Below are 21,215 nucleotides of genomic sequence, written 5' to 3'. Positions count from 1 at the left end.
TCCTTTCAAATATAAAAAGACCCACCTTCAACAGGCGGGCCCTTCATTCATTCCAATTCCAATTGTTTCGTTTCTGTCCCCAAGAACACCACTGCTAGCACACCAATGATAATCGCACCACAGAAGATGCCAAAGATCATCCCGAAGCCATACCCAGCCGCCAATAGTGAACCCACGAGTAACGGTCCGAAGATTCCACCAACTCGTCCAACCGCAGCCGCCATTCCCGAACCTGTTGCGCGAATCGCTGTCGGATATTGCTCTGGAGAATAGGCATACAATGCCCCCCATGCCCCCAAGTTAAAGAACGACAGCAATGCCCCAAAGAGCAATAGCATCGGCAAGGTCTCTGCACTCCCGAAGACAAACGCACTGACAGCTGTTCCAAGGAGATACGTTGCCAGTACAAACTTCCGTCCTGCACGTTCGATTAACCATGCAGCTGAGAAATATCCTGGTAATTGTGCAAGCGTCATAATGAGGACGTAGCCAAAGCTTTTAATCAAACTAAAGCCTTTGAGCACCATCACACTCGGCAACCATAAGAACATGCCGTAATACGAAAACACCACCATGAACCAGACAATCCACAACATTAATGTTCGACGCGCATACTTTTTCGACCATAACAATCGCATTTTTTCAAACACTGATTGCTTCGGTTGACCTTCCGCCTCGAACTTTGGAGAATCTGGCAGTTTCCGACGTAAGTAAATGGCGTAAAATGCAGGTAGCGCCGTAATGATTAATGCAATTCTCCAACCGTATGCCGGAATGACAAAGTAAGCGATCAATGCGGAGATTAACCAACCCGCCGCCCAGAAGCTTTCCAGCAAAACGACGACACGTCCCCGTTCCTTCGCTTCCACACTTTCAGAAACGAGCGTCGATGCAACCGGCAATTCTCCGCCGAGTCCTGCACCAACTAAAAAGCGCAAGATGAGAAATGCCGTCAACGTCGTCGTCAATGCAGACAATCCGCTTGCAAGCGAAAATAGGACAAGCGTCAGCATAAAGACGTTCTTGCGGCCAATTCGGTCCGCAAGTAAACCAAAGCCCAATGCCCCTACAGCCATCCCAATGGAGTTCACACTACCAATCCAGCCCATTTCAGACGGCGTTAGCTGCCACTCCACTGCAAGCGCCGTAATAACAAAGGACAGAATCCCGACGTCCATTGCATCGAACATCCAACCTGTTCCAGCCAGCGCTAACAATTTATTTCGAGATATCTCTTGTTTTTTCTTCTTCACAATCCGTCTACTCCTCGCTCCATATCACGCCTAGTGTCTTTACACTAGTCATTATACCCTGAGTTGTGGTGTCAAGTACAGCTGATTGTAGTGCTTTCTTTCTGGAGCATTTAGAGTGTATTCCAAGCCTATTCAAATTCAATGGTCTGGCACCCGAATAAAAAAAGAATCGGCTCACCTTATAGTGAACCGATTCCTCCATTTTATTATAGTGCTGCTTCTACTTCTTTCACCATTTCTTTCACAGATAGCAATCCGCCACCTGATAGGTACCAGTAGTCAGCATCCAAGTAAACGATCTTGCCGTTTTTAAACGCATTTGTTTTCTTCACTAAGTCATTTTCAATTGCATCTTTCGCACTTGCCTCGCCGCCTACAGCTGCATCACGATCGATTACGAAAAGAACATCTGGGTTTGTTTCAAGAATGTATTCGAATGATACGCTTTGGCCATGCGTAGAAACTTCGATTTTTTCGTCTGCTGCTTTAAAACCAAATACGTCATGGATCAAACCGAAACGTGAACCTGCTCCATACGCACTTACTTTCCCTTCGTTACCAAGAACGATTAACGCTTTGTCTTCATCAGTAGCTGTTTTTTCATTGATAGCAGCAATTTGCGCATCGATGTCAGCAAGCTCTGCTTCCATTTCAGCTTCTTTGCCGAAAAGTTCAGCAATCATGTTCATGTTCTCTTTGAATGACTCCATGTAACGCGTTGTATCTACACCTACAAAAATAGTTGGAGCAATTTCACTCAAATCTTCGTAAAGGTCTGATTGACGTCCAGAGATGAAGATGACATCTGGCTTCATCGCATGAATTGCTTCAAAATCAGGTTCTTTCAAGCCACCAAGGTTTGCATACTTTTCATCTTTATATTTCTCCAAATACGCTGGAACGTTTGCTTTTGGAAGACCTGCTACTTCAATGCCAAGTTCATCAAGTGTATCAAGCATACCAAAGTCGAATACGACAACTTTTTCAGGGTTTTTCGGCAGTGTTGTTTCGCCAAGTTGGTGCTTGATTGTCATTTCTTCTGGTGTTGCTGTTTCTTCTGTTTCTGGTTTACTATCGCTACCTGACGTTTTATCTGCAGGTTTTTCTTCTTTCGCTCCGCAAGCTACAAGTAGAGCCATTAGTGCGAACATCAATAATGCCATTGTAAGTTTCTTCATCTGAACCATCCTTTTCGTTTAAAATTAAGAGTTAAAGTACACACAGATACGACAATTATTCATTTGCTTAATTGGAATATCCATATCGTAAATTTCTTTTAATGCATCGGAATTGATAATGTCATTCGTCGGGCCATCTTTCACAACACGACCATTTTTCAGCGCAACAATTCGGTCGGAATACACAGACGCAAAGTTAATGTCATGCAAAACGATGACAACTGTTTTTCCTAGATCATCCACAAGTCTTCTCAGGATTTTCATAATCTGAACAGAATGCTTCATGTCCAAGTTATTGAGTGGTTCATCCAACAGAATATAATCTGTATCCTGTGCGATGACCATGGCAATAAATGCACGCTGGCGTTGTCCACCAGACAATTCATCTAGATAATCATGTTGCATACCCATTAAATCCATGTAATCCATTGCCTGGTCCACGATGCGAAGATCTTCCGCCGTCAATTTCCCTTTCGAATGCGGATAGCGTCCAAATGACACTAACTCGCGAATCGTCAAACGCACATTCATAAAGTTCGACTGCTTCAAAATCGACACACGTTTTGAGAACTCATTCGATTTCATCTGTTTGACATTATCTTTATCGACAAGGACTTCACCTGTATCTGCATCGAGCAGACGACTAACCATTGATAGGAGCGTCGACTTCCCCGCACCATTTGGCCCGATGAAAGACGTAATTTTCCCACGGTGAATATTAACATTCACCTTTTCGACGACCGCTTTCTTACCATAAAACTTCGATAACTCACGGACTTGGATCATGTAGATCGACTCTCCTTCAATAGTAGATAGATGAAATAGACACCGCCGATAAAGTTGATAATGACACTAAGCGTTGTTGAAAACGTAAAGACTCGTTCAACAACCCACTGTCCCCCAACAAGGGCGATAACACTCATGACAGATGCACCGAGAATTAGAATAGAATGCTTATACGTCTTAAAAAATTGATAAGACAAGTTCGCAACGATTAAACCGAAAAACGTAATCGGTCCAACAAGCGCAGTGGAGACTGCAATAAGTACCGCTGACAAAATCAGCATCGTTTTAACCACTTTGTCATAAGAAACACCAAGGTTAATGGCCGTATCTCGACCAAGTGAGAGAACGTCCAAATCTTTGAGTGACTTCCATCCGATGGCGAAGGCCAATGCCACAATCGCAAGCGCCCACCAAACGAGCTCCCCGCTAACGTTGTTAAAACTTGCGAACATCTTGTCCTGCACACGCATGAACTCATTTGGATCAATGAGTACTTGCAAGAATGTTGAAATACTGCCAAAAAATGTTCCAACGATGATTCCTACAAGTAATAGGAAGTAGATGGGCTGCTTTCCTCCGCGGAATAAAAACCGGTACAGAATAAGCGCAAAGACGACCATCGTCCCAACAGATAAAATAAAATTAACATGCTTGTTGACGATTGTTACATGACCCGAACCTAGGAAAAAGATCATAACCGTCTGTAATAGCAGGTATAGTGAATCCAATCCCATAATGCTCGGTGTCAAAATCCTGTTATGTGTAATCGTTTGGAAAATGACTGTCGAGTAGGCGATGGCGACACCCGTTAAGACCATTGCCATCACTTTAATGCCTCGACGTGGCAATGCATAGTCAAAACTGCCATTCAATCCTTGAAATAGGTAAAGACCACAGAAGAAAACAGCAAACGCAGTAAGTATAAGTAATTTCGTCGAGTTACGCATAAGCCTTCCTCCTAAACAATAAATAGAGGAAGATTCCGCTGCCGATAACGCCGACCATTAAACTAATCGAAATCTCATACGGATAAATGAGTACCCGGCCCAAAATATCACAGATTAGCACGAATATCGCACCGAGTAACGCCGTATGCGGCAATGTCTTCTGTAAGTGATCCCCTTTAAATATTGAAACGATATTTGGAATGATGAGTCCGAGGAACGGAATCATTCCTACCGTCAAAACGACAGTCGTCGTAATAAGTGCAACAAGTATAAGTCCGATATTGACGATCCTTCTATAAGCAAGTCCGAGGTTTTTTGAAAAATCCTCACCCATCCCCGCTACCGTAAAGCGATTGGCGTATAAATATGTGATGATGAGTACCGGAATACTTATGTATAGAAGTTCATAACGTCCTTTCATAATCATCGAAAAATCACCTTGTAACCATGCCGACATATTTTGAATCACATTCGCTTTGTAAGCGAAGAATGTCGTAATCGACGACAAAATATTACCGAACATCAGCCCAACGAGCGGTATGAAAATCGCATCCTTGAATTTAATACGATCAAGAATTTGCATAAACAGTAGCGTGCCGGCAAGCGCGAATGCAAATGCGACGATCATTTTTTCTATTGTGGAAGCATTCGCAAACAATAGCATAGAGACAAGAATCCCTAGTTTAGTTGCATCCAGCGTCCCAGCTGTTGTTGGCGAAACGAATTTGTTCCGGCTCAGCTGTTGCATAATAAGACCTGCAATACTCATCCCTGCTCCTGCAAGTAGAATAGCGACCAGTCTTGGCAAACGGCTAATTAAGAATATTTCCGTTTCTTCAGATCTAAAATCGAGTAGATCCATCGGCGTGATACGGCTCACTCCTACGAATAACGATAGGAATGAAAGAATGATAACTGCGACTATCAAATAACGTTTCTTCATGAAAATCCCCGATATCGATTATTTGCACCCAATTGAGAACCTTATATTGAAAACGATTATCAGTTAGCTGCAAATTCAATTATAGCATGATTGAAATCCGTGTCAACGGTTAATTGACAATGATTATCAATGATGGCAAAAATGATGCGGATTCTGATTCTATATGCAAATCGCTACATATAGCCTCTCTTTCCTCTTTAACGTATATACAAGGTAGCTATTCCAACTACGACGATTTTGTGAACTGTTCCCACAACTCTGTGAACCAGGATTGTTAGGGTGCTTTCTTAGTTTAGAAGGGAGTTCAAATTCACAAACTCCTCTTTCCCAATATGAATCATTTTCACTGAACAATTTCCGGTCCGCTTTCGGTACGTGATTTACAATAGCCTTAGAGGAGGAATCAATTCCTCTTGTTCGCGGGGCGAGTATGTCTATGAATGGCCGCATCATTCTTAGACATACTCGTTTTCATAATGCTATTGCGACTCAGTACCTGTCGCGTTTTTTCAATAGAAGTTGTTCAATCCACAGTGATCCAAAAGTAATTGTATACAAAGTACCTGATTCAGCGGACAAAAAAAGACGTCGGAAAAGTTCTCCGACGTCCATTTATTTCTTACTGTCCCATTAGCTCATTCATATCGACTGCTTTATCTAGTACTTCTTGAGGAATTTCGATTTTCTCAATTTCATTAATTTTGCTCAGTTGTGCTTTCATTTTCTGAACAATATGTGTTTCCTCTTCATCAATACCCATTGTCATGTCGATATCCATATTAAATGCATTCGTTTGGAATGTCTTTTTATCGATAAAGATTTCGTACTCTAGGCTTTTCACTTCCATGTTCTCTAGAATCTCAGCCTCTTCAGTTCCCTCTTCAAGACCTTCCGGCAAGTTTTGCATCGCTACTTCTTTCAGAAGCGTATTGAACTTTTCACCCGAAGCTTTCAGTTTCAGCACATATTCGTCTTCCGTCTGTTCAAATGTGAAATCGTCTACAAAATCATTGAACATTTCCATGTCTAACGTTGGATCGGCTTCTCCGCCCATTTCTCCAACTAACTCACTCGGCAAGATCATCCACTGATCAGTTGTTGGCTCATACATAAAGAATCCTTCTTCTGTCATGTACATCTCTGTATCCATTGAACCTTGTTCACCCATATCCATTTGCATCTTCTGATACATAGAAAGTGGTTCAACAATCATGTCCATATCCATCTTGATTTTACTATTCATTTTTAAATCTTGACTTGGTACTTCTAATAACTGATCAATATCCATTTGCGCATGCATACTCTTCTGATCTGCAGACGCCTCTACCGACTTTTTGAACACTTCCTGCGCTGTCATCTTACTTTCGTTTTTGATTTCCGCTTTTTTACCCGTTTCTGGATCTGTTTTTGGCTCAGCAGTTTCGCCACATGCTGCAAGTCCAAGAACAAGTACGCCAGCAGCTAATCCCTTCATCCAATTCTTCATATAATACTCTTCCTTCCACCTTAAATTTGAACTACTTCTATTCATACGGAGTATAACGGTAAAAGTTCCATTTTTCACTATTTATTTTAAAATTGAATAGTAATACTTATATATTTTACCCAATCCAATAGACCTATTTTTGGATTGTGATGCCAATGCATTCCTACATTAACAATCGTCTTCTTCGCCAAAATCCGCTATACTAGCCAATAACAACGGGAAGGGGGCCTATTCGAATGCTAAAAAAATTCTTTTCTTATTATAAGCCGCATAAACGGTTATTCATTATCGACTTTTCAAGTGCCATTTTTGTCGCATTGCTCGACCTTGCCTTTCCGGTAGCCGTTCAGTGGTTCATCGACGATTTGCTACCTAAAGGACATTGGGGACAGATCACCCTGATTAGTATTTTATTGTTACTTGTCTATCTACTGAGCACGTTCCTTCAATATATCGTTAGCTATTTAGGGCATAAGCTCGGTATTAATATCGAAACAGATATGCGACAGCAATTATTTAACCATGTTCAGCGGCAATCCTTCCGATTTTTTGATAATACGAAGACAGGGCATATTATGAGTCGGATTACCAATGACTTGTTCGATATTGGAGAACTTGCCCACCATGGGCCCGAGGACGTATTCATCGCCATCATGACGATTATCGGTGCTTTCGCAATCATGTATAGCATCAATCCCGAACTCGCTCTAATCGCCATTATTATGGTACCGTTCCTGACAATCCTTGTGGCATTCTGTAATATGAAGATGAATGCAGCGTGGCAAAATATGTACGGAAAAATTGCCGACGTCAATGCGCGCGTTGAAGACGCCGTATCCGGTTCACGTGTCGTCAAATCATTCACAAACGAAGAGTTTGAAATGGCACGTTTCCGTAAAGATAACGGTAATTTTAGAACAGCGAAGCTTGTCGCTTACAAAGTGATGGCCTGGACCCATTCGAGCATGTTCATGATGACTCGGCTCGTCACACTCATTGTGCTCGTAGTCGGTGCATGGTTCACGCTGAACAACAAATTATCGAGCGGTGAACTCGTTGCTTTTGTACTTTTCGTCAATATTCTCATTAAGCCTGTCGATAAAATTAGTGCCTTGCTCGAACTCTATCCAAAAGGGATGGCCGGGTTCCGTAGGTTCCGCGATTTGATCGAACAAGAACCTGAGATTCAAGACCGCCCAAATGCAGTCGCTGTCCCCCATTTACACGGGGACATTGTCTTCGATAACGTCCATTTCCATTACGACGACAATAAATCCGTACTGCAAGAGATTGACTTGAACATACATGCGGGACAAACAGTCGCATTCGTTGGTCCATCTGGCGCTGGGAAGACAACGATTTGTTCACTCATCCCACGTTTTTACGATGTCACTGAGGGTGCAATCTCCATTGACGGCTTAGATATTCGAGATATGACACAGCACTCCTTACGTTCACAAATCGGCATTGTTCAGCAAGACGTCTTTTTATTCACAGGGACCATTAAAGAAAATATTGCCTATGGAAAATTGGATGCAACGGACGAAGAAGTGTTTGAAGCCGCCAACAAAGCACATCTCGAAGACTTTATCGCATCTCTTCCAGATGGCTATGACACACAAATTGGGGAACGCGGCTTAAAATTATCCGGCGGGCAGAAGCAGCGACTAGCGATTGCTCGCATGTTCTTGAAAAACCCACCTATCCTCATTTTGGATGAAGCCACTTCCGCACTGGATACAGAAACTGAACGTATCATTCAGCAATCACTCGCCGAGCTCGCGGAAAATCGAACAACACTCGTCATCGCGCACCGCTTAGCAACAATCCGTGACGCAAACCGCGTCATCGTCGTCACAGAAGACGGCATTGCGGAAGATGGAAAATACGATGAGTTAGTCAATAAAGGCGGGATTTTCGCCCGATTGCATAATAATCAATTTCAAGAGGTTTAGCTTTTGAAGAAAGGGGCATACTACTACTATCCCACCCCCTTTCTCTACTATAAAAAAGCAGCTACTACACGACATCCCTAATCGTGTAGTAGCTGTTTCTTTTTTAATGTCCAGATTCCAGCGCCTAGAAGCTCGGAGGCTCACAGGATGTGAGTTACGCAGGACGCGGCGCTCTTAGACTGTTTTCCTTGAAAGTCAAGCCGACTGACTATATGGCAAAGAACGCCACGCCTTATGCCTGTCGTCCCTACCAAGGCGCTTTCGCTTTTCTTAATGACTAATCACAAATTCTTCAAATCGGGTCCGCTCGGCAATATCCATTTCCACCGTCATCAGCGTGCCTTCTTCTTCGTACGTTGTACTTCTCACGTTCGCCTTATCATTTAAATAAGAAACGATATCACCACGATCAAACGGAATCAGTAATTTACACGTAATGTATTGTTCAAAAATCTTTTTCTTGATTAATTCGATGAGTTCATCCAAACCTTTTCCATCCCTGGCAGATAGCCAAACGCTATCATCGCTCACTTCAGGATAACGAATGCCCGCAAGATCCGCTTTGTTGTAAACGTTCAAGGTCGGCACGTTCACTACACCAACAGCCTGCAAGGTGTCGTTCGTCACTTCCATCATAAAGCTATGCTCTTGATTCGACACATCCACTACATGAAGAAGAAGGTCCGCATCGCGTGCCTCTTCTAGCGTTGAACGGAAGGCTTTCACAAGATGATGGGGCAGTCTCGAAACAAATCCGACGGTATCCGTCAGCATGAATTGTTTGTTATCAGCAAGTTTTACATTGCGGACAGATGTATCGAGCGTCGCAAATAACATATCCTCTTCGTATACTTGCTTCGCACTATCCACATCGATTTTCATCAATAGTTTGTTCATCAACGTCGATTTTCCGGCATTCGTATAGCCGACAATGGATACGACAGGCGTCCCGCTTTTCTTCCGCTGTTTGCGCTGCGTTTCACGCTGATCCTTTACATGATCCAAATCACGGCGCAACTTAGCAATCTGATCCTCAATTTTCCGGCGATCCAGTTCGAGCTTTGTTTCACCGGCCCCTTTATTTTGAAGGCCGCCCCCAGTGCCGCCTCCTTGTCGCCCAAGAGATGCGCGCAAGCCGACAAGCCTTGGTAGCATATATTGTAATTGAGCCAGTTCGACTTGCATCCGTGCCTCACTCGTTCTTGCACGGCGTGCGAAAATATCAAGAATGAGCATCGTTCGGTCAATGACTTTACACTGGAGCTCCTGTTCCATATTGCGAATTTGAGATGGCGAAAGTTCGTCATTAAAAATGACGAGATTGGCATCCAACTCCTCATAAAAATGACGAATTTCTTCGATTTTGCCTCTACCCACATAATGAGACGGGTTGCGTCGTTCCAAGTTTTGCGTCACTGCTCCAACGACCTCGACGTCAATCGCTTCCGCAAGATTTTTCAACTCTTCCATCGCATACTCAAAATGCTCATCTTTTTGCTCATGCACCCCGACAAGCACTGCACGTTCAATTAAAACCTCCACACCATTACCCCTTCCTGGACAAACTCTATGTGCACCATCTTATCATAGGCAAGTTTGTGCAGCTAACAGGGTGAATCAGCTTGGTCCCATAACGACATCTGTCAATCGATTTTTACCACCCTGATGCTCTACAAACTTCAACACGACATTGGCTAACGCAATATCATTAGCATCTCCAACTTTTTGTGACAATAAAATGGCCCACTCTGCCGTCTCTCTTAAAGGGTCATCGACACTAAATACGCATTCCTGAATAGCGAGTTGCTGACTACCTACTGAAATCGTGCCATCTTCACGTAACTTCGCAAAGCGAATATCCTCAGTCTCCTCCCATTCAATAAAAAAGGGATACGGCAAGTCGTTTGAAACAGGTTGCTCGATAAATAGCATCTTCCACTTCCGCAACTGACCATTAGCCGTCCTGCGTTCCGCCGCTAACACACCCGATGTATCAAATCCTTTATTCTCAACATCCTCTTTGAAGCGCTCAATATTGTCGACTGACAAACAAATCGTTCCCCAACCTTCTCCCTCTTGCAAATCATGTAGCAGTAAACGCGTAAGTGGATGATTCGCTTTTTCCGCAACATCTTGCCGTTCAACTGATAACCACTCTATATAAGCATTCTGTACATAGTACAAGGCATTATGCGTTCCCCATTGTTCATGGCGCCCCCCTACGACTGCATGCTGTTGTTCTGCTACCCATTCATCCGGCGTTCGATTCGTAAAATACACAACATGATCGAGCTTCATCCTACCCATCCCCTATCTTTTTAGAAAATCGTAAGGCGCCTGCTAGACGCGACAGGCATATGTCGATTCAGCTATCAAAGAACACAGTCTAAAAACGCTGCATCCTGCGGCAACAACTGTGTAACTCACGTCCTGTGAGCCTCCGAGCGGCTGGCGCCTGAAGCCTAGACAATATGAAAGGAAAAGCCTGCAGTATACGCACACCGCAGGCTCTCCCGATTAGTTATCTTCTTTAAGAATTTTCATTGCTGCGTCAAACTCTTTGTCAATCTCAGCATTTTTCTTATACGTCATATTACTTACAACAACTGCCACAAGTAGACAGAGGATGAAACCAGGAACAATTTCATAGAGCGTACCTTTCAATACATCGACATTACCCCAAATCATAACTGTCACAGCCCCTGCAATCATTCCCCAAAGTGCGCCTTTTGTTGTTAGTTTACGCCAGTAAAGCGATAACAAAATGATTGGACCGAATGCAGCACCAAATCCTGCCCACGCAAACGATACGATGCTTAAAATCGATTCGTTATTCGGCCAAGCAAGTACCATCGCAATTACCGACACGATCAGAACCGCCATTCTTCCTAAAAAGACATAATGCTTATCTGAAGCATCTTTTTTCATAAATGTTTTATACAAATCCTCAACAAGCGCAGAAGATGATACGATCAATTGAGAAGAAATCGTACTCATAACTGCCGCAAGAACAGCTGCAAGCATAATTCCAGCAACAAATGGATGGAAAATAATTTGCCCAAGCACAATGAATACGGTTTCAGCATCTGCCAACGTGACATCGGTATTTTGTTGGTAATACGCAATCCCGATAAGCGCCGTAGCAACTGCACCAAACAAACTTAAAAACATCCAGCCGATCCCAATTCGACGCGCTTTCTTCGCTTCTTTATGGGAAGTCAACGCCATGAAACGGACAATAATATGTGGCTGACCAAAATAACCCAGCCCCCATGCAACCGCTGACAAAATACCTAAGAATGATGCACCCGATACAAAATTCAACAACTGTGGATCAACAGCGCGAATACTTGTCGCCGTTTCCCCAAAGCCACCTGTGATAAAAATACCTACAATTGGCACAAGAAGCAGCGCAAAGAACATAACGATTCCTTGAACAACGTCCGTATAACTTACCGCCAAAAATCCACCAAATAATGTGTAGAAAATAACGACTCCTGAAACAATGATTAAACCTACATGATAATCCAGTCCGAATGAGCTAAGGAAGAATTTTCCACCCGCAACCATTCCTGAAGATACATAAAAGGTAAAGAATATAAGAATGATAATACCTGAAGCAATACGTAACAAACGGGATTGGTCTTTCAAGCGACTTTCCAAATAACTTGGAATCGTAATGGAATCACTTGATACTTGTGTATAGACACGCAAACGTGGCGCAACGAGTACCCAGTTCAGATAAGCCCCGATTGTCAATCCAACTGCAATCCAAGCCTCCACTAGTCCATTGAGGTAAATCGCTCCTGGCAAGCCCATAAGCAGCCAACCCGACATATCTGCCGCACCCGCACTAAGTGCCGTAACCGCTGGCCCAAGCCCACGACCACCAAGCATGTAATCGGTTAAATTGGATGTGCGTTTAAACGCATACCAGCCGATGAAAATCATCGCTGCCATATACAAAATAATTGAAATTAACTGATACATTTGATCTGTCATAATAAGTCCTCCTTCTCTAGATGCACAATAAGCATACCATTTCTTGTTTGGTAAAATGACCTGTTTTTAATTTTTACCCAAAATCATTATACATCAAACAAACTCCGACACAACTACTTTTTATTTACCTAATTTCCCGGGAAATTATTCCGTTTCGACAAGCACTAGAGCCTAGACGTAACAAAAGCGCAAGCGCCTGTTCAGGGGTGACAGGCGTTAAAGGGATTGAAAGTAAAAGCGCTGAAGTCTAGACATGAAAAAAATCGTATTCCCCAGCATATGGAGAATACGATTTTGTTGTTATTGATGCTGATACGATTTTTCCACAGACATTTCTCGCAGTTTATACTTCTGAATTTTACCGGATGCAGTCATCGGATAAGCATCTGTAAATTCGATATACTTCGGAATTTTATGATAGGAAATACGCCCTTTACAAAATTCACGTACGGTCTCTACATCCAATTGGACATCAGGCTTTGGAATGATCCATGCCATTAGCTCTTCTCCATACTTCGGATCTGGCACACCGACAACTTGCACATCTGCAACGCCTGTAAGCGTATACAAAAACTCTTCTACTTCACGCGGATAAATGTTTTCACCACCACGAATGACAACATCCTTAATTCTACCTGTAATATCAAGGTAACCATCAGCATCCATCACCGCGATATCACCCGTGTGTAGCCACCCGTCTTCATCAATCGCATCATGTGTCGCTTCCTCATTGTTGTAATAGCCTTTCATGACATGATAACCACGCGTGCATAGCTCGCCCGGCTCTCCAATCGGAACTTCCTCTCCCGTCATCGGATCAATGACTTTCACCTCAACATGCGGATGTGGCTTGCCGACTGTCGACACACGTTTTTCAATCGGATCATTTGTCTTCGTCTGCGTAATGACTGGCGATGACTCTGTTTGACCGTAGCAAATGGTAATCTCACGAGCGCCCATATCTTCAATGACACGCTTCATCACTTCGATTGGACAAGTCGATCCTGCCATAATGCCCGTGCGTAATGTAGACGTATCGAATTTGTTGAAATCCGCATGATTCAGCTCTGCTATGAACATCGTCGGAACACCATGAAGTGCCGTACATTTTTCATCCTGCACAATCTGCAGTACGCGCAACGGATCAAATTGTTCGAGCAGCACCATTGTCGATCCATGCGTAACAGCCGCCATTGTCCCCAGCACGCAGCCGAAACAATGGAAAAACGGTACCGGAATACATACACGATCTTGCTCCGACAACTTCATATAATCCCCAATGAGTTTCCCATTGTTCACGACATTGTTATGCGTCAACATGACACCCTTCGGAAATCCTGTCGTCCCTGACGTATATTGAATATTAATGACATCATCCGGATCCAGCGATTGAAAACGCGCCACCAATTGCTCATCTGTCACATTACTGGCATGCGCCATCAATTCTGACCACTTGTACATGCCTCGTTCTTCTCGCTCTGTCATCAGAATAACTCGTTTTAAACGTGGCAGCTCCTTACTCGAAATGACACCGTCCTGACTAGTCAATAACTCTGGGCAAATCGAACGAATAATGTCAATATAACTTGTCCCTTTAAAGCTTTCATCCAAAATCAGCGTCGTTGCATCTGACTGCTTCAACAAGTATTCCAATTCCGTTGCCTGGTAATTTGTATTCACGGTCACAAGGACGGCCCCCATCTTCCCTGTCGCAAATTGACTGAGCAACCACTCCCGTTTATTATCCGACCAAATCGCAACATGTTCCCCTTTTTCAATCCCCATGCCGATAAATGCCTTTGCTAATGCATCCGTCTCTTCGTCAAACTCCTGATAGGTTTTCCGGATGCTGTGTTCCGGATAGACATATGCCTCCTGCGCTGGATGGATTCGTGCTTGCTCTTTCACAATCTCTCCTACAGTTTTTCGTAACAATGTCATCTCCCATTCCCCTTTCTACTCAACGGCGTCCCCTCTATATTATCATGTAATTCCGAATAATTGGTTATTTAATTGTAGACATTACTTATCAATTACGCCTCAGCGTAATTGCGTCCAGATTTTTTCGGGCGAGATCGAAAAGCTCCCCTTAAAAATCCGTGACATCTGCCGGAGTTTGAACTCCCACTGAACAGTAAAAAATCCTTGCATTCACCCCACCACTTGGGAAGTAGAGATTTTCTGCTGAATTCAGATAAACTATCCTATATCATTCAACTGGGAAAACTCTCCCTCTCTCATCTTTGTACACGACATGTTGGCGGTCAAACTTTGTTGGCGAATCAAGTCCCGCGGCGACCGCAATTCGAAAAAGTCCTTCGCGCATCGTCAAAATATAGTTCGTCACACGGTATTGCTTCTCTTCTACAACGAGCCCTTGCTGTAGCTTCTTATCCGTAGTTGCAACGCCCGCTGGACATGTATTGGTATGACATTTATGCGCCATAATACAACCGACGGAAATCATAAAACCACGCGCCATCTGTACGAGATCTGCGCCCATCGCCAAGGCAATGGCAGCACGGTCCGGCGTTGTAATTTTCCCTGACGCAATGATTTTCACTCTATCCCTCACGCCGTATTTCTTCAGCGCATCATCCAGAAGGACTAGCGAAGAACGCAACGGTAAACCAACACTATCAGCAAGATCTTGATAGGTCGCCCCTGAGCCACCTTCCCCACCATCGAGTGAGATATGATCTGACCCAAGCCCTGTCTCATGCATAAATGATGCCAAGTCTTCTGCATCCTGCTTGCTCCCAATGACGACTTTAATACCAACTGGCTTACCTGAATGCTGCCGAATCTTTTCTGTGAAATCAAACAGCGTTGTGTAATCATCGAACTGGTGAAAACGGTTCGGACTATTGATGGTCTTATATGGGACAACATTGCGAATCGCAGCAATTTCCTCCGTCACTTTTGCCCCCTCAACATGGCCACCACGCATTTTCGCCCCTTGTGCCAACTTAATTTCAAAGGCCTTCACTTGCGGAATCTCCGCTTTTTCGCGGAGCCGTTCCCAACTAAACTCCACGTCCTCCGTCCGAAAACCAAACAAGCCCGAGCCGATTTGAGCAATAATATCCGCACCACCAGCTAAATAATGCGAAGAAAGGCCGCCTTCCCCCGTATTCATCCACGCTCCTTGCGCCATGCCAATCCCTTTCGACAAAGCGGTAATCGCATTTTCCCCAAGCGCCCTGTAACTCATCGCAGATTGCCCGAGCATACTGCGAACAAGGAAAGGATGCTGACAATTCGGACCGATAATGACCGCATCATCTTCTGGCAATAGCCACGGCAACGCCGGAATCTCTTCACGATGCTCTTTCCGTGAAAATAAATTATCCTCTTTGACGACATAACGCATCGTATCGATAAGCCCTTCATTATCCACACGCATTTCCTCATTCTGCTTCGTGAACATCGCATTGCGGATATAGAAGCCCGCCTCATTAAAATCCCGTTTCGAGCCAAAACCAATGACACTGTTCAAATATTTCCCCGGCATCACCATATGCAAGTATTCCTCGCGATTAAACGGCTCCCCATCGTTGTCATCGTCAAACAAATATTGCCGGAGCTCTGGTCCTGTCTTCTCTAAAAAATAACGCATTCTCCCTAAAATCGGGTAATTTCGAAGAATCGCATGTTGCCTTTGCCGCCTGTCAAACACATACAAGTAGATAGCAATCGCAGTCGGCAACACAACCAAAAACAAAATCAGCAATGCCATCGTAATCGACACACTTTCAATCCAAAACATAGCCACACCCCTTTTCCAAGCGTTAATAGATGTTTACCACTAATAAAGTCTGTTAACCTTAATTCATACAACTATTTTTCGGAGGGATTTTATGGTCATCGAATTATTAACGGCACACGCTTCTGTACGAAAATATAAGGACATCCCCTTATCTACCGATTCTGTGCACGAACTCATACACGCTGGACAAGCTGCAGCAAGTTCACACTTTGTCCAAGCCTATTCTGTTATTCATGTAACTAATTCGGCTAAACGCAACACACTTGCAGGGCTCACAAAAAATCCACAACAAATTCTATCTGCCGGTGCTGTACTCATTTTCTGCGTAGATTATTGTCGGTTAGAAAAAGCAGCGGCATTAGCAGGAGGCAACATTGATTTTTCCCATGCGGAAAATCTACTCGTTGGCGTTACAGACGTAGCTTTGTTTGCCCAAAACGTGGCAGTAGCCGCTGAGTCTAAAGGGTACGGCATTTGCTATATCGGTGGTGTGCGGAATGCGCCGATGGAAATCAGTGAATTATTTGGCCTACCGAAAGGCGTTGCACCGATGTTTGCCATGACAATCGGCGTTCCAGATGAAGCAAACGAAGTGAAACCACGATTGCCAATCGAAGCGATTATTCACGAAAACGACTATAATACAAAGAAATATGACGAACTTCTCCCTGCTTACGACGAAACGATGAATAAGTATTATGCAAGCCGTGACTCCAACCAAAAAGATGCGGCTTGGTCTGATTCAATGGCTACCTTCTTACGTAAGCCACGACGTACACATATGAAAGACTTTCTTCAAGAGCAGGGATTTGAATTTGAGTAACCGTACGAGGAGCGATAACGATGCAATTTGAAGAATTAGTGGCTGAGCTGACAAGCCGGATGATCAGCGGCACATTTATTAGCGGAACAATCAGCCAATCCCGCACAAAGACGGATGACTTAAAACGTGTGAAAATCAAACCAGTGGAATTGAAAGGCCAATTACACATCCAGTTTGAATATCAGTATGAGCGTATTTTAAAACATGAAAATATCCTCCCAGATGCCTTACAAACGTATATGCAACAACTGCTGGAACAGTTTAAACAAGTTCATGCTGAGTTTTCCGATGAAAAAATCCATGTGCAAATCTCCAAGAAATTCAAAGTAATGTGGAAATCGGATAAAGTGCTGTCCGGCAAAGTCGCCGATTTATCACATAATCGCAAGAAGAATTATTTACTCGATGAAAACACGCCTTATCCGTTTTTAGTACGTCTCGGTGTACAGACGCCTGATGGCAAAGTAAAAAAACAAAAACACGACAAATTTAGGCAAATTAATCGCTTTGTCGAATTTATCGATGACTCACTAGCCTATTTGCCAAAGGATCGTACTGTGCGCATTCTAGATTTTGGTTCAGGAAAATCGTATTTAACATTCGCGCTGTATCATTATTTGCGTATTGAAAAAGGATTGGATATTAAGGTAACGGGGCTTGATTTGAAAAAAGAAGTCATTGAGGAATGTAACGTCATTGCGCAGGATCTCGGTTATGATAACCTAGAGTTTCTTGTCGGGGATATTAACGACTTCAACGACGAAACGTCTGTCGATATGGTCGTCACGCTACATGCCTGTGATGTCGCCACTGATATGGCGCTAGCCCGCGCCGTGAAATGGGGAGCCAAAGTCATTTTAAGTGTCCCTTGTTGTCAGCATGAATTATTCTCACAACTTGAATCACCCGCGCTTGATGTCATGCTGCAACACGGACTCATCAAAGAACGCTTCGCTGCACTCGCAACCGACTCCATCCGCGCCGAGCTTCTATCACTCGTTGGTTACGAAGCACAGCTGCTGGAGTTCATCGACATGGAACATACGCCAAAAAACGTGTTAATACGGGCTTATCAGACAGGGAAGAAATCTTCTGCTGAGGACTATGCACGCTACCATGCGTTCAAAAACTTATTGAATGCTGATCCATTTTTGGAGAGAGAACTAGGGGATTTATTGGACCAATAAGGAACCCCATCCACGCGCTAAGCGAACGCGTGGATGGGGATTTTTTTAATATATTGCCTCTATCATACCAACGTTACATCTACAAACACATAACCATCTCAATCATGCTTTCCGTACACTTCCTCACGCATTTTAACTTACAAACTCCAATCTACTTTACGTTAATACTAGCACACGCTATGTTAGATTCAAATGATGTAAGAAAAAAATAAACCACACAAAAACAGCTCAATCCCTTATGTATCAATGGATTGAGCTGTTTTTGAATCTAACATATTTGCATTGTGTATGATTCGATTTTTTTAAAAGTACATTTTAACACTTGCAAATATTTGAATTTTCTTTTTAATTTGTTGTATAATAATATCCGAATGTATTAAAAATTACCAGAGAAGGAAAGTAAATGACTAAAAAGTTATTAAGTGTAGTTTTATCAGGTGCTTTGCTAGTCGCTTATACACCGATTAATGTACTAGCGACAGAAAAAGAGGATATTGACTTTATACAATCGGAACTGGAGATTGTTATTGATGAAGATTTAGAAGTAAATCCTCAGGCTGCTGTTGGCGCATTGGTTTTTGTCCCGGGTGTAGGACAAGCTCTTGTGATTGGTGCAGGAATCTTTACAGTAGGTTTCGCCACTTATAAAGTAGGGACTTGGATTGGAGATTGTATAAATTCGTTTATCAAAAAAGAGACTGCAGATCAATATATCTCTAAAAATAGAAAAGCGGCTATTAGAGGCCAATTTCCAGGCGAATATTTGGGTAAAACTCTTAACGAAATTGAAAAGGATGCTAAAGCAGGTAAATCACGTGCAAAAAGCGCAAAGAAACTATTAACTGATAATCGTTTTAAAAAATGATTAAATAATTTAGGGAGATAGATTATGAGTATCTATTCAGTCAAAGTATTATTAGAATCTACTGTAATACCAAACCTTTACTCATCTAAAACATTCGAAGAAACCATCGTATTAGTAGAAGCTGCAAATGACGATGAAATAGAATCGAAAATTCATCGTCATTTTGTTAATGATACTTACGAAAATGCAGACGGTGGACAAACTACATGGAGTCTGGTAAGAATCTTGGATACATTTGAAACTATTGATGAATTCGAAGGGAATATTAATTTCAAAGAAGTTTACAGCCGCTATTTATTATTTGATGAGCCAATTACTGCAGATGAAGTCATAGAATTGTATTCCCTTGACAAGTAAGAATTGATTTTGTACTACGGACACGCCTAAAAAAGGCGTGTTTTTATCTTTCAAGACCTCGACCACCTTCATATTTATTCTTATGTGTATTGTGTATACAAATCTAGTTTACATAACTTTAGTTCAAGGAAGTATTTGATTCCGTTACTCAATAAAAAAGCTGCCATTACAGGGTGGCAATCACATCACGCGGCATCCAATAAAAACCACCTCTAAACTAGAAGTGGTTTTTTGCTATATGTTTAAATATTGGAGATTTTAGTATTCTTTTTTTATGCTTGCAGGTGAACCCAAGTTCATGTTGAATAGCACATATATGACTATGGGTGAATCGAGGGTGAAGCAAGTATGATGATAGATGAACAGGCTTCCATACGGAGTATCATTGAAGCATTGAAAACTAATAAAGCCGAAGCAGTAGCAAAGGAAATTGACGGTATTAGTCAGAAGCCGTTTTTAACAGCATTGAAGGCAGCAGGATATAAATACAACACCAAAGCACCGTTAGGGTGGCACTATGTAGGAGAAGGCGTTGAGCCATTAGATAAAAGTATCTTTGACTTCCATGTGAAAAAGAGTCCATCACCAAGGGTTCACAAGCCTATCACACAGAGTAATACAGACATCATCCCGAGTAACACGCAGGTGACAGGCGTTTCACATGTCGTTCACCAACAGTTCACCAGTGATGAAGTCGGTATGATTAAGGAAATGCTACGTTCATGGCAAGAAGCATCACCGACAATCCAAGTACAGGGAACGCTACACGACCGCATTAAACAGCTTCCACAAGGCGATAAGACACGTAAGACTGTAGTTATAGATAAAGATATAGGAAAACAACTGGACAACTTCTGCCAGGCAGAGAGGGTAAACAAATCGGACGTGCTACATTTAGCATTAATGGACTTTCTAAATAAGGAGGATAACTAATGTCATGGAAAGTGATAGGGTAGGAAAGTTGAACGATAACTTACCTACTTTTTTTATTGATTAAAATGAATACGAATCATACACAAGTGAAATATGTTCGATTTGAAATAATCGGCTGCCTTTACAAGGCAGCTTTTTTTATTGAGAAATGAAGCTAAATTTTTCTGCGAATGGGTGAATACACTTTGTTGTTTTACTCTCACCAAACTCTAATCTTCTTCACCTTACTCTCTAATTTTGGATAGTTACTATAAGGACATAAGCAAAACGGAAGCGAAACAAAACATAAGCAAAAAAGTTCAGGGAATACTTTAAAGACCAAATCAGAAAGGGGATTTTCATTATGCTACAAAATATCGAGATAATTACACCATTGTTTGAAGGGCAAGTTCACGAACGTATTCAGTTCAAACTAAACATTGAGGGGAACAACTATCGAGGGATTTTTCATGACAAGGAAGTTCAATGGTTTAACCCACAACCTCATAGTAAAATTGAAGAAGATGACGTTAATTTCGTTGAAGCTAACGTACACAACTTGATGTTTAAGCATTTAACACACTAAAAAACGTGGCTGCTTATTAGCCACGTTTTTTAGTTGACGGATCTTTCTCCTTAATTTTTAGGGAAAATTTTTATTACATGATAAACAACCCTCCCATACAAATTTGTAACCGATTATTGCAAGTTAGGAGAGCCTTGGTAGCTATACGGAGCATGCAATATCGAAT

General features: G+C 42.5%; 18 protein-coding genes. 7 read left to right on the top strand and 11 right to left on the bottom strand.

What is annotated here, in order from left to right:
- Positions 1 to 47: 47 nt before the first annotated feature.
- The 6 genes from MKY34_RS05460 to MKY34_RS05435 all read right to left on the bottom strand — a co-directional run bounded on the left by MKY34_RS05460 (position 48) and on the right by MKY34_RS05435 (position 6,593).
- Positions 48 to 1,190 carry an MFS transporter gene (locus MKY34_RS05460; RefSeq protein WP_342515198.1) on the bottom strand — a complete coding sequence of 381 codons (1,143 nt, stop codon included), beginning with the start codon at positions 1,188 to 1,190 and terminating at the stop codon, positions 48 to 50.
- Between the two features lie 269 nt (positions 1,191 to 1,459).
- Positions 1,460 to 2,431 carry a siderophore ABC transporter substrate-binding protein gene (locus tag MKY34_RS05455; protein ID WP_342514205.1) on the bottom strand — a complete coding sequence of 324 codons (972 nt, stop codon included), beginning with the start codon at positions 2,429 to 2,431 and terminating at the stop codon, positions 1,460 to 1,462.
- A gap of 24 nt (positions 2,432 to 2,455) precedes the next feature.
- Positions 2,456 to 3,217, bottom strand: a complete 762-nt coding sequence (locus MKY34_RS05450) for an ATP-binding cassette domain-containing protein (protein WP_342514204.1) — start codon at positions 3,215 to 3,217, stop codon at positions 2,456 to 2,458.
- Positions 3,214 to 4,164 (bottom strand): iron chelate uptake ABC transporter family permease subunit, encoded by a 951-nt coding sequence (locus tag MKY34_RS05445; RefSeq protein ID WP_342514203.1) that lies wholly within the window; start codon positions 4,162 to 4,164, stop codon positions 3,214 to 3,216. The genes MKY34_RS05450 and MKY34_RS05445 overlap by 4 nt, the downstream gene beginning before the upstream one ends.
- Positions 4,157 to 5,107 (bottom strand): ABC transporter permease, encoded by a 951-nt coding sequence (locus MKY34_RS05440; protein ID WP_342514202.1) that lies wholly within the window; start codon positions 5,105 to 5,107, stop codon positions 4,157 to 4,159. The genes MKY34_RS05445 and MKY34_RS05440 overlap by 8 nt, the downstream gene beginning before the upstream one ends.
- A gap of 619 nt (positions 5,108 to 5,726) precedes the next feature.
- Positions 5,727 to 6,593: a DUF6612 family protein gene (locus MKY34_RS05435; protein ID WP_342514201.1), complete on the bottom strand. Its 867-nt coding sequence runs from the start codon at positions 6,591 to 6,593 to the stop codon at positions 5,727 to 5,729.
- Positions 6,594 to 6,829: 236 nt separating this feature from the next.
- Between MKY34_RS05435 and MKY34_RS05430 the strand changes: the two genes are divergently transcribed.
- Positions 6,830 to 8,548 (top strand): ABC transporter ATP-binding protein, encoded by a 1,719-nt coding sequence (locus tag MKY34_RS05430; protein WP_342514200.1) that lies wholly within the window; start codon positions 6,830 to 6,832, stop codon positions 8,546 to 8,548.
- A gap of 270 nt (positions 8,549 to 8,818) precedes the next feature.
- On the opposite strand, the gene hflX is transcribed toward MKY34_RS05430, so the two are convergent.
- From hflX to MKY34_RS05405, 5 genes are all read right to left on the bottom strand, one after another.
- A complete protein-coding gene (gene hflX / locus MKY34_RS05425; RefSeq protein WP_342514199.1) occupies positions 8,819 to 10,090 on the bottom strand; it encodes a GTPase HflX in 1,272 nt (423 codons plus the stop codon).
- Positions 10,091 to 10,165: 75 nt separating this feature from the next.
- Positions 10,166 to 10,846 carry a VOC family protein gene (locus MKY34_RS05420; RefSeq protein WP_342514198.1) on the bottom strand — a complete coding sequence of 227 codons (681 nt, stop codon included), beginning with the start codon at positions 10,844 to 10,846 and terminating at the stop codon, positions 10,166 to 10,168.
- A 219-nt stretch (positions 10,847 to 11,065) separates the two neighbouring features.
- Positions 11,066 to 12,550 carry a sodium/proline symporter PutP gene (gene putP / locus MKY34_RS05415; RefSeq protein ID WP_342514197.1) on the bottom strand — a complete coding sequence of 495 codons (1,485 nt, stop codon included), beginning with the start codon at positions 12,548 to 12,550 and terminating at the stop codon, positions 11,066 to 11,068.
- Between the two features lie 300 nt (positions 12,551 to 12,850).
- The gene (locus MKY34_RS05410; protein ID WP_342514196.1) at positions 12,851 to 14,491 is read right to left on the bottom strand and encodes an AMP-binding protein; all 1,641 of its coding nucleotides are present in this window, start codon (positions 14,489 to 14,491) and stop codon (positions 12,851 to 12,853) included.
- Positions 14,492 to 14,759: 268 nt separating this feature from the next.
- A complete protein-coding gene (locus MKY34_RS05405; RefSeq protein ID WP_342514195.1) occupies positions 14,760 to 16,319 on the bottom strand; it encodes a glutamate synthase-related protein in 1,560 nt (519 codons plus the stop codon).
- 91 nt (positions 16,320 to 16,410) lie between these two features.
- On the opposite strand from MKY34_RS05405, the gene nfsA reads away from it, so the two are divergent.
- From nfsA to MKY34_RS05375, 6 genes are all read left to right on the top strand, one after another.
- The gene (gene nfsA / locus MKY34_RS05400; RefSeq protein WP_342514194.1) at positions 16,411 to 17,142 is read left to right on the top strand and encodes an oxygen-insensitive NADPH nitroreductase; all 732 of its coding nucleotides are present in this window, start codon (positions 16,411 to 16,413) and stop codon (positions 17,140 to 17,142) included.
- Between the two features lie 20 nt (positions 17,143 to 17,162).
- Positions 17,163 to 18,329, top strand: coding sequence for an SAM-dependent methyltransferase (locus tag MKY34_RS05395; RefSeq protein ID WP_342514193.1), 1,167 nt, complete (start codon positions 17,163 to 17,165; stop codon positions 18,327 to 18,329).
- 403 nt (positions 18,330 to 18,732) lie between these two features.
- Positions 18,733 to 19,194 carry a hypothetical protein gene (locus tag MKY34_RS05390; RefSeq protein ID WP_342514192.1) on the top strand — a complete coding sequence of 154 codons (462 nt, stop codon included), beginning with the start codon at positions 18,733 to 18,735 and terminating at the stop codon, positions 19,192 to 19,194.
- Between the two features lie 24 nt (positions 19,195 to 19,218).
- Entirely contained in the window at positions 19,219 to 19,551 is a 333-nt protein-coding gene (locus tag MKY34_RS05385; protein WP_342514191.1) for a DUF4288 domain-containing protein, read from the top strand.
- A gap of 348 nt (positions 19,552 to 19,899) precedes the next feature.
- Positions 19,900 to 20,484 (top strand): hypothetical protein, encoded by a 585-nt coding sequence (locus tag MKY34_RS05380; RefSeq protein WP_342514190.1) that lies wholly within the window; start codon positions 19,900 to 19,902, stop codon positions 20,482 to 20,484.
- A gap of 343 nt (positions 20,485 to 20,827) precedes the next feature.
- Positions 20,828 to 21,049 carry a hypothetical protein gene (locus MKY34_RS05375; RefSeq protein WP_342514189.1) on the top strand — a complete coding sequence of 74 codons (222 nt, stop codon included), beginning with the start codon at positions 20,828 to 20,830 and terminating at the stop codon, positions 21,047 to 21,049.
- Positions 21,050 to 21,215 lie beyond the last annotated feature (166 nt).

Origin of the sequence: Sporosarcina sp. FSL K6-1522 (assembly GCF_038622445.1) — a bacterium.
Classification (GTDB): Bacteria; Bacillota; Bacilli; order Bacillales_A; family Planococcaceae; genus Sporosarcina.
Note: the sequence above shows the minus strand (reverse complement) of the source record. Positions and strands in the feature narration are given on the sequence as shown.

What these genes read in the sequence shown, in the direction of transcription:
- MKY34_RS05460 (WP_342515198.1), bottom strand. Translation starts at nt 1,190, where the DNA reads ATGTTCGATGCAATGGACGTCGGGATTCTGTCCTTTGTTATTACGGCG.
- MKY34_RS05455 (WP_342514205.1), bottom strand. Translation starts at nt 2,431, where the DNA reads ATGAAGAAACTTACAATGGCATTATTGATGTTCGCACTAATGGCTCTA.
- MKY34_RS05450 (WP_342514204.1), bottom strand. Translation starts at nt 3,217, where the DNA reads ATGATCCAAGTCCGTGAGTTATCGAAGTTTTATGGTAAGAAAGCGGTC.
- MKY34_RS05445 (WP_342514203.1), bottom strand. Translation starts at nt 4,164, where the DNA reads ATGCGTAACTCGACGAAATTACTTATACTTACTGCGTTTGCTGTTTTC.
- MKY34_RS05440 (WP_342514202.1), bottom strand. Translation starts at nt 5,107, where the DNA reads ATGAAGAAACGTTATTTGATAGTCGCAGTTATCATTCTTTCATTCCTA.
- MKY34_RS05435 (WP_342514201.1), bottom strand. Translation starts at nt 6,593, where the DNA reads ATGAAGAATTGGATGAAGGGATTAGCTGCTGGCGTACTTGTTCTTGGA.
- MKY34_RS05430 (WP_342514200.1), top strand. Translation starts at nt 6,830, where the DNA reads ATGCTAAAAAAATTCTTTTCTTATTATAAGCCGCATAAACGGTTATTC.
- MKY34_RS05420 (WP_342514198.1), bottom strand. Translation starts at nt 10,846, where the DNA reads ATGAAGCTCGATCATGTTGTGTATTTTACGAATCGAACGCCGGATGAA.
- putP (WP_342514197.1), bottom strand. Translation starts at nt 12,550, where the DNA reads ATGACAGATCAAATGTATCAGTTAATTTCAATTATTTTGTATATGGCA.
- MKY34_RS05410 (WP_342514196.1), bottom strand. Translation starts at nt 14,491, where the DNA reads ATGACATTGTTACGAAAAACTGTAGGAGAGATTGTGAAAGAGCAAGCA.
- MKY34_RS05405 (WP_342514195.1), bottom strand. Translation starts at nt 16,319, where the DNA reads ATGTTTTGGATTGAAAGTGTGTCGATTACGATGGCATTGCTGATTTTG.
- nfsA (WP_342514194.1), top strand. Translation starts at nt 16,411, where the DNA reads ATGGTCATCGAATTATTAACGGCACACGCTTCTGTACGAAAATATAAG.
- MKY34_RS05395 (WP_342514193.1), top strand. Translation starts at nt 17,163, where the DNA reads ATGCAATTTGAAGAATTAGTGGCTGAGCTGACAAGCCGGATGATCAGC.
- MKY34_RS05390 (WP_342514192.1), top strand. Translation starts at nt 18,733, where the DNA reads ATGACTAAAAAGTTATTAAGTGTAGTTTTATCAGGTGCTTTGCTAGTC.
- MKY34_RS05385 (WP_342514191.1), top strand. Translation starts at nt 19,219, where the DNA reads ATGAGTATCTATTCAGTCAAAGTATTATTAGAATCTACTGTAATACCA.
- MKY34_RS05380 (WP_342514190.1), top strand. Translation starts at nt 19,900, where the DNA reads ATGATGATAGATGAACAGGCTTCCATACGGAGTATCATTGAAGCATTG.
- MKY34_RS05375 (WP_342514189.1), top strand. Translation starts at nt 20,828, where the DNA reads ATGCTACAAAATATCGAGATAATTACACCATTGTTTGAAGGGCAAGTT.